The organism is Nocardia araoensis NBRC 100135 (genome assembly GCF_000308435.1).
In the GTDB taxonomy this organism is placed as follows: domain Bacteria; phylum Actinomycetota; class Actinomycetes; order Mycobacteriales; family Mycobacteriaceae; genus Nocardia; species Nocardia araoensis.
In genome coordinates, this window is sequence record NZ_BAFR01000016.1 from 1 (window position 1) to 5732 (window position 5732).

Here is a 5732-nt window from a genome sequence, read left to right on the forward strand (position 1 = left end):
TGCCCGGCACCGGCCCCGCCGAACTCGACGCCAGGCTGCGGCTGCTGGTCGGCCGCAACGGCGGCGTGGCAAGCCCGGAGAACAGCGGCAAGATCACCCTCGGTGAACTTGTGATCGACGAGGGCACCTACACGGCGCGTCTGCGCGGCCGCCCGCTCGATCTCACCTACAAGGAATTCGAGCTGCTGAAGTATCTCGCGCAGCACGCGGGCCGGGTGTTCACCCGCGCGCAGCTGCTGCAGGAGGTATGGGGCTACGACTTCTTCGGCGGTACCCGCACCGTGGACGTGCACGTGCGGCGGTTGCGCGCCAAGCTCGGCAGCGAGTACGAGTCGCTGATCGGCACGGTGCGCAATGTCGGTTACAAGGCCGTTCGCCCCTCGCGCGCTGCGGCCAAGGGGGAGCCGGTGAACTTCCCGGAGGACGACAACGAAGGCACCGACGATTCCCCGCTCGCGCCGGTCAACGGCTCCGTGCAGTAATCGCCGCCGCGGCAGTGCCCGCACCGATTCGGCGGGACCGAAATGCCACCTGCCGCTACGACGTTGCCAGGTGTGGACTCCGTACGGAGTCACTGGCTCGATGAACGGAGGCCGATGAGCGGCGCGACGACACAGTGGACCGACCGCCTCGACGCGGGCGCCGCGCAGGCGGTCACCGACCTGCTCACGCGTGCCACCGAGGCCGACGGAGTCGCCCCGGTCTCGGAACAGGCCGTGCTGTCGCTGACCTCGGATGCGGATGGCGGAGCACGCCATCTGCTCGCGCGGCGCGAAGGCGCCGTCGTGGGCTACGCGAACCTGGTCCCGGCACACGGCGCACACCCTGCTATGGCCGAGGTCGCGGTCGACCCGGCCCGGCGGGGCCAGGGCGTAGGTACCGGTCTGGTCACGGCCGCACTGGCCGCGGGCGGTCCGGGCACGCGGGTCTGGGCGCACGGCGACCGGCCGGCGGCCAAGGCCGTCGCGGCACGGCTCGGGCTACGGACGGCGCGTGAGTTGTGGCAGATGCGACGGTCACTGGCAACACCTGAGCTACCGGAATTGGCCGTACCGGACGGCATCGCGTTGCGAACCTATGCCGGTCCCGCCGACGACGCGGAATTGCTGCGGGTGAACGGCGCCGCCTTCGACTGGCACCCGGAACAGGGCGGATGGACCCGGCGCGACATCGAGATCCGCCGCGCCGAGTCGTGGTTCGACCCCGCGGGCCTGTTCCTGGCGTTCGATACCGCGGCCCCCGATCGTCTGCTCGGATTCCACTGGACCAAAGTGCATCACGCGGAGAATCCGCCGCTCGGCGAGGTCTACGTGGTCGGCATCGATCCGGCGGCGCAAGGGCGCGGACTCGGCAGGCTGCTCACCCTGGCCGGTTTGCGCTACCTGCGTGACCGCGGGCTGGCCGAGGTGTTGCTCTATACCGAGGCCGACAATGTCGCCGCGGTGCGCACTTATACCCGTCTCGGATTCGCCCCCGCGCATGTCGACATCGCCTACGCGGCCGCGGATCCTGAATAGCAGGCGGCAGATCGAGTGTGCGCGAGTAAAACTGCGGCAAACGTCACATTTACCAGGTCCAATCGCGCCGGGCTGTTCACTCTCCGTTCACTCAGGTCGGTCCAACTGTCAACCACGTGACCTTAGGTTGAGTGAGGGCAGCACACCGCTGCCTGGTGCGCAAGTTCCCCGCGAACAGCACCACAGCACCCGTCCGGGCCGGTGAGGGACCGGACGAGTAGGACGCCATTCCGGAGGAATAAGTGAATCTCAAGCGCAGCAGCGCCCTCGTTGGTGTGCTGGCCGTCGGTGCCATGGCGCTGGCCGCCTGTGGCAGCGACGACAACTCCTCGACCGACACGGGCAACGTCGCCAAGGTCGACGTCGCCTGCGGCGGCAAGAAGGCCCTCAAGGCCAGCGGCTCCTCGGCGCAGAAGAACGCGATGGAGCGCTTCATCGCCGCGTACGAGAAGAACTGCGACGGTGCCACGCTCAACTACACCTCGAGCGGCTCTGGCGCCGGTGTGAGCGAATTCCTCGGTGGCCAGACCGATTTCGGCGGCTCCGACTCCCCGCTGAGCGCGAAGAAGGACGAGCCGAAGAAGGCCGCCGACCGCTGCGCCTCGCCCGCGTGGAACCTGCCGACCGTGTTCGGCCCGGTCGCGATCACCTACAACATCGACGGCGTGACCGATCTCGCGCTGGACGGCCCGACCGCTGCCAAGATCTTCAACGGCACCGTGACCACCTGGGACGCGCCCGAGATCAAGGCGCTGAACCCGAACGCCAAGCTGCCGTCCGAGCCGATCGCCGTGATCTTCCGCAGCGACGAGTCGGGCACCACCGACAACTTCCAGCTCTACCTGGACTCCGCCTCCGACGGCGCCTGGGGCAAGGGCGCGGGCAAGGCCTTCAACGGCGGCGTCGGCGCGGGCTCGAAGGGCAACGAGGGCACCTCGGCCGCGGTGAAGAGCACCAAGAACTCGATCACCTACAACGAGTGGTCGTTCGCGAAGGCGCAGAACCTGTCGATCGCGCGGATCATCACCTCGGCGAGCAAGGACCCGGTGACGCTGAGCGTCGCCTCGGCGGGCAAGGCGATCGAGTCCGCGAAGATCTCCGGCCAGGGCAACGACCTGGTCATCGACACCTCCTCGTTCTACAAGCCGTCGGTGGCGGGCGCGTACCCGATCGTGATGCCGACCTACGAGATCGTGTGCTCGAAGTACTCCGACGCCGACACGTCGAAGGCGGTCAAGGCCTTCCTCACCTCGGCGGTCACCAATGGCCAGCAGGGCTTGGACGAGGCCGGGTACATCCCGATCCCGGAGCAGTTCAAGACCAAGCTGACCACCGCCATCAACGCCATCTCCTGATAGCAGCCCCACATGACCGTGCACGACGAGGTCGCCGCCGCTGGTTCGTCTGATTCGACCGACCAGCGAGCAGGCGGAGATACTGCGCCCATGCCGAGCAAGCCGAGCGCCGAACCGACCGCGAAGAACGGTCGCCCGCACAGCCCGCGAGCGGAGATCATCTTCCGCTCCCTGGCGACGACGGCCGGTGCGATCATCGTCGCGTCCATCGCGTTGATCGCGCTGTTCCTGCTCATCCGGGCGGTGCCGTCGGTGCTGGCGAACGAGGCGAACTTCTTCACCAGCACCGAGTTCAACACCTCGGACGCCAACCACCTACGGTTCGGCATCCGGGATCTGTTCATGGTGACGGTGCTGAGCTCGATCTTCGCCCTGGTGCTCGCCGTTCCGATCGGCATCGGCATCGCGCTGTTTCTGACGCACTACGCGCCGAAGCAGCTGGCACGGCCGTTCTCGGTGATCGTCGATCTGCTCGCGGCGGTGCCCTCGATCGTGTTCGGTCTGTGGGGAATCCTGGTTCTCGCTCCGCAACTGGAGCCGATCCAGACCTTCTTGAACGACAACCTGGGATGGCTGTTCCTCTTCGACGACGGCAACATCCCGCTGGCCAGCGGCGGCACGATCTTCACCGCGGGCGTGGTGCTCGCGGTGATGATCCTGCCGATCATCACGTCGGTCAGCCGTGAGGTGTTCAACCTCACTCCCCGTGCGCACATCGAGGCGGCACAGGCGCTCGGTGCGACGAAGTGGGAAGTCGTGCGGATGACGGTGCTGCCCTACGGCCGCAGCGGCATGATCGCGGGCGCGATGCTCGGCCTCGGCCGCGCGCTCGGTGAGACCATCGCCGTGTTGATCGTGCTGAAGACGGCCGCGCAGCCCGGGCACTGGTCGGTGTTCGACGGCGGCTACACCTTCGCCTCCAAAATCGCCTCGGCCGCGGCGGAGTTCAGCGCCCCGCTGCCGACCGGTGCGTACATCGCGGCAGGCTTCGTGCTGTTCGCGCTGACCTTCGTCGTGAACGCGCTCGCTCGGCTGGCCGCGGGCGGAAGGGTGAACGGGTGATGACCTCCTCGACTCTGGACCGGCCGATCAAGCCGCCCACCTTCCGGGATGTGAGCCTGGCGCGCAAGGTGCGCAACAACATCGCGACCGGCTTGGTGTGGCTGGCGTTCGCGGTCGCGCTGGTACCGCTGGCCTGGGTCCTGATCATGGTGATCAGCAAGGGCTTCAGCGCTGTGGTCCGGGCGGACTGGTGGCAGAACTCGCTGAAGGGTGTGCTGCCCAACCAGATGGCCGGCGGCGTCTACCACGCCATCTACGGCACCATCGTGCAGTCGCTGGTCGCGACGGTGATCGCCGTGCCGCTCGGCATCATGGCCGCGGTGTACCTGGTCGAGTACGGCCGCGGCTTGCTGGCCAAGGTCACGACCTTCATGGTCGACATCCTGGCCGGCGTCCCGTCGATCGTCGCGGCGCTGTTCATCTTCGCGCTGTGGATCGCCACGCTCGGGTTCCCGCAGAGCTCGTTGGCGGTGTCGCTGGCGTTGGTGCTGCTGATGTTGCCCGTGGTCGTCCGCAGCACCGAGGAAATGCTCAAACTGGTGCCGGACGAACTGCGCGAAGCGTCCTACGCGCTGGGTATCCCCAAGTGGAAGACCATCGTGCGGATCGTGGTGCCCACCGCGCTGCCCGGCATGATCAGCGGCATCCTGCTGGCCATCGCCAGGGTGATGGGCGAGACCGCTCCCGTGCTGGTGCTGGTCGGCTACAGCAAGTCGATCAACACGAACATCTTCGACGGCAACATGGCGTCGCTGCCGCTGCTGATCTACCAGGAGCTGGCCAACCCCGAAGCTGCCGGACGCGAGCGGGTCTGGGGCGCGGCACTGACCCTGATCCTCATCATCGCCCTCCTCTACCTGGCGGCTGCGGTCCTCAACCGCCTGCTCACCCGGAACCGATAGAAGCGGAACGGATTACCGACAATGGCCAAGCGGATCGACGTCAAAGATCTGAACATCTACTACGGCAAGTTCCACGCCGTGTCCGATGTCTCGCTGACCGTGCTGCCGCGCAGCGTGACCGCCTTCATCGGTCCCTCCGGCTGTGGCAAGTCCACCGTGCTGCGTTCGCTCAACCGCATGCACGAGGTAACCCCGAATGCCAGGGTCGAGGGCGCGGTGCTGCTGGATGGCGAGGACATCTACGGCACCCAGGTCGACCCGGTGGGCGTGCGCCGCACGATCGGCATGGTCTTCCAGCGGCCCAACCCGTTCCCGACGATGTCCATCAAGGACAACGTGGTCGCGGGCCTGAAGCTGCAGGGCGTGCGCAACAAGAAGGAACTCGACGAGGTCGCCGAGCGCTCGCTGCGCGGCGCCAACCTGTGGAACGAGGTGAAGGACCGCCTGGACAAGCCGGGCGGCGGCCTCTCCGGCGGTCAGCAGCAGCGTCTGTGCATCGCTCGCGCCATCGCCGTGTCGCCCGACGTGCTGCTGATGGACGAGCCCTGTTCGGCGCTGGACCCGATCTCCACCCTGGCGATCGAGGACCTGATCACCGAGCTGAAGAAGGAATTCACCATCGTCATCGTCACCCACAACATGCAGCAGGCCGCGCGCGTGAGTGACCAGACCGGCTTCTTCAACCTGGAGGCCCAGGGCAAGCCGGGCAAGCTGATCGAGATCGACGACACCGAGAAGATCTTCTCCAACCCGTCGCAGAAGGCCACGGAGGACTACATCTCCGGTCGCTTCGGCTGATTCCGGTTGCCAGCGGCTGTACACCGAGGCTGGGACAGGCAAAGTGAAAAGGCCCTGGGTATGCCCAGGGCCTTTCTGCGTTCCGGCCGGGAACTAGT

Annotated in this window: 6 protein-coding genes; all 6 read left to right on the forward strand. The window is 66.9% G+C overall.

The features are described 5' to 3' along the window. Positions 1–482: winged helix-turn-helix domain-containing protein (locus ON21_RS03005; protein ID WP_039795028.1), on the forward strand; the 482-nt coding region annotated here is incomplete at its 5' end. Positions 483–596: 114 nt separating this feature from the next. After that, entirely contained in the window at positions 597–1517 is a 921-nt protein-coding gene (gene mshD / locus ON21_RS03010) for a mycothiol synthase (protein WP_039795029.1), read from the forward strand. A 242-nt stretch (positions 1518–1759) separates the two neighbouring features. Beyond that, positions 1760–2872 carry a phosphate ABC transporter substrate-binding protein PstS gene (gene pstS, locus ON21_RS03015; protein ID WP_039795030.1) on the forward strand — a complete coding sequence of 371 codons (1113 nt, stop codon included), beginning with the start codon at positions 1760–1762 and terminating at the stop codon, positions 2870–2872. 90 nt (positions 2873–2962) lie between these two features. Continuing rightward, on the forward strand, positions 2963–3934 hold the full coding sequence (gene pstC / locus ON21_RS03020; protein ID WP_039795032.1) for a phosphate ABC transporter permease subunit PstC: 972 nt from the start codon (positions 2963–2965) through the stop codon (positions 3932–3934). Continuing rightward, positions 3934–4836: a phosphate ABC transporter permease PstA gene (gene pstA, locus ON21_RS03025; protein ID WP_039795033.1), complete on the forward strand. Its 903-nt coding sequence runs from the start codon at positions 3934–3936 to the stop codon at positions 4834–4836. Before pstC ends, pstA begins: the two co-directional genes overlap by 1 nt. Before the next feature lie 21 nt (positions 4837–4857). Beyond that, positions 4858–5634 carry a phosphate ABC transporter ATP-binding protein PstB gene (gene pstB, locus ON21_RS03030; RefSeq protein ID WP_039795034.1) on the forward strand — a complete coding sequence of 259 codons (777 nt, stop codon included), beginning with the start codon at positions 4858–4860 and terminating at the stop codon, positions 5632–5634. Positions 5635–5732: the final 98 nt, after the last annotated feature.